Raw genomic sequence first — 351 nt, forward strand, 5'->3', positions numbered from 1 at the left:
CACATCGTGCCGCCGACCACAATCGGATACAACGATGAGGTCACTCCCTACCCTTACGACCTGGAACGCGCTAAAGCGCTTCTCGAAGAAGCGCGCGCCGACGGTGTGCCGGTCGACACAGAAATCGAGTTGATCGGCCGTACCGGTATCTTCCCTAACGGCACAGAGGTTATGGAGGCGATGCACGCCATGTTGAGCGACGCAGGCTTCACCGTCGATCTCAACATGTATGACGTCGCCGAATGGGAGAGCTTCTACACTAAACCCTTCGCCGCAGACCGTCCGCCGCAGATCATTCAGCTCCAGCATGATAACGCAAAAGGTGATCCGGTCTTCTCAATGTTCTTCAAG

At 56.1% G+C, this 351-nt stretch carries 1 protein-coding gene; it reads left to right on the forward strand.

Annotated features, from left to right (window positions below; all coding sequences use genetic code 11):
• The coding region (locus tag SB749_RS18940; protein ID WP_410711662.1) for an ABC transporter substrate-binding protein at positions 1 to 351 on the forward strand (351 nt) is incomplete at both ends.

Origin of the sequence: Brevibacterium sp. SIMBA_078, from assembly GCF_046534565.1 — a bacterium.
Taxonomy (GTDB): Bacteria; Actinomycetota; Actinomycetes; order Actinomycetales; family Brevibacteriaceae; genus Brevibacterium.